2 protein-coding genes are annotated in these 2,326 nt (G+C 27.6%); both read right to left on the reverse strand.

Going from position 1 to position 2,326, the window contains the following annotated elements; genetic code table 11:
• Nucleotides 1-246: 246 nt before the first annotated feature.
• The gene (locus tag DPIF8902391_RS00005; RefSeq protein ID WP_172504679.1) at nt 247-513 is read right to left on the reverse strand and encodes a hypothetical protein; all 267 of its coding nucleotides are present in this window, start codon (nt 511-513) and stop codon (nt 247-249) included.
• A 23-nt stretch (nt 514-536) separates the two neighbouring features.
• Complete coding sequence (locus DPIF8902391_RS00010; RefSeq protein ID WP_172504680.1) at nt 537-1,631, reverse strand: protein rep; 1,095 nt, start codon at nt 1,629-1,631, stop codon at nt 537-539.
• Nucleotides 1,632-2,326 lie beyond the last annotated feature (695 nt).

Raw genomic sequence — 2,326 nt, forward strand, 5'->3', positions numbered from 1 at the left:
AAAAAAAACATCCCTTAGAAATCAGCACTTTACGTAAAGAACTGGGGTTTCCCCCGTTCCCTCTTGCTGATCAGAATTTAATTATTTCGTTCCTCCTTTCTTCATTTTAAAGCTCCTTAGACAAGGTAATAAACAAACTTCTGTCTATTTCATCTTGCTGATTTATTTTTCGTTTATTTGATATGTTTCTAGCTTATAAAGTTATTAGTTAAAATAAGGCGTAAAAAAGACCTTAATAAATAAATATTAAGGTCTTTTTTTATTCTCTTTAGGTAGTTTTACTTTAGTTCTCTCAAGTGAAAATTCCTCAAAAATATTATCAAACATAAGAATATAATCTTGATCTAATGGCTCATTTAATTCTTCTTCATCTATAGGAACATCCTTTCCATATTCATTTTTAATTAATGAATGTAAAACTTTTGCAAAAACTTTATAACTGAATGAATAATCTAATTTAAATACTACTCTAAGCAATGATTTATGCATTACTTCTATGCTATATATCGTCATAATTTTATTATTTTTTTATGTATTCATTCTTTAAATAGTTCTAGTTGCTTATGATTCAATTGCCCCTTTTTATAATTCCATTTTTTAACCTTTACGCCAGGAGCACCAAAAGCTTTTTCAACTAAATCTTTATCTTTTACTAAGCAATCTACTATTTTATCTAATTTAATATTTTCAGCAACTTCTTTTTTCTCAATTTTATCAACTGAAATAGGATAACTAATCATATTTTTAACTTTTTCGGGAATAGGTAAACCAACTATTCCCTCTCCTGTTACTTTATCATACCAGTCATCTTCTATCCATTTAAAAACTCGGTTTGACATTCCCTCTAAAATAATACCATTTTTTAAATCATCATCTTTAAAATCTTCCTCAATAGCTTTTATACCTCCAAATGCTTGATATGTTCTTTTACCTCTTAAAGCATTAAAAACAATATCGTAACGCTTTGCATTTGTATTATCCGAACATTTTACCTCTGACTTAAAAGCATATTTAAAAAGCTCTTTAAATGAAAATTCATTAGCCAAACGAATATCTTGAGCTTTAAAATCTGCATCTTTATTATATTTTAACCATTCTCCGATTAACCATTCACCTTGCGCCCAATTATCCATGATTAAATGAAAATGGTAATGATAATAACCATTTGGACGAATAGTACATTCAGCTTTTCTTATACCTCTAAAAACAGTATAATCTCTTTTATATTTGGCTTCTTTTGTCTTTTTATAGATTAAACGCCAAGTTTTTTCCATCTGTAAAATACGACCTTTTAAATCAGCACCTTTTACGGTAGGTAGTGTCAATGTTACAAAAACAGAATTTTTTAATGTTTCTAATTGAGGTAAATAAGCATTTATTAGTCTAGCAGTTTTAATCCTATTACACGTCCAACACCATCTATTTTTACAATAAGTAGTTCCTATCCTACCAACATCATTTGTTAGTAAAATTTCAGCACAATAACTAGAATTTTTATATGATTTAAAAAGCTTAGATGTAGGATTATAGTGCATTAAAGACAACGCTATCCCTTTACTAACGTACTTAGACCATTGTTTTTTTTGAAGGGTATCTTTAAAAGTATCCCTTTTTTGTAGTATTTTTGTCATGTAGTATTGAATTAAGCTATCAAATCATATGGGAGTGCAATCCCGATTTTATAGCTTTTTTTTGGTTAAAAATGTAAAAAAAGTGAAAATGTATAATTTCACAACATCAACAAATATAGGCATTTAAAACCTTTTTCAGACAAGTAAACTAACTTATCAAGCAGATACCCCTAAATAGCACCTCAAACCTTTTTAAAATATAGGTTTTTTTAAGCATTTTTACCAAAAGCAGTCGAAAAAAGTCGATTTTGAAAAAAACACCCAAAAAATACTGAATACGTCATTTTTTCAAAATGAAAGGTTTTTTTAGAATAGCCAAAACCACAAGTATAAAAGAGGGCGGAATATTTCCCGCCCTACTTGTGTATAATGCCCTCTTTGGCTCTAGTAGGTTGCTCCTCAGCATTGCCTATTTCTTTCCTCAAGGTAATACAAATATAAAGGTTTTTAATCTAAAAAAAACCATTTCAAAAACATTCGAAACTTGTTTCAAATGTTTTTGAAATGCAAAAAAGCATTATCAATTCAGTATGCTTTTGGTAAAAATGCTTAAAAAAACCTTTTTTTAAGATATTAAGATATTAAACATAGATTATTAAATCTTTGTTTAAATCTTTGTTTTTTTTAAACTTAATACCTTAAAAAACAAAGTGTTAACTTTTTTAAACAAAGATTTTAACAAAGACTAAAAAAAA

It is taken from the genome of Tenacibaculum finnmarkense genomovar ulcerans (genome assembly GCF_900239495.1).
In the GTDB taxonomy this organism is placed as follows: Bacteria; Bacteroidota; Bacteroidia; order Flavobacteriales; family Flavobacteriaceae; genus Polaribacter; species Polaribacter ulcerans.

Excerpts from the sequence above, each read along its gene's own strand:
- DPIF8902391_RS00005 (WP_172504679.1), bottom strand. The coding sequence starts at position 513 with ATGACGATATATAGCATAGAAGTAATGCATAAATCATTGCTTAGAGTA.
- DPIF8902391_RS00010 (WP_172504680.1), bottom strand. The coding sequence starts at position 1,631 with ATGACAAAAATACTACAAAAAAGGGATACTTTTAAAGATACCCTTCAA.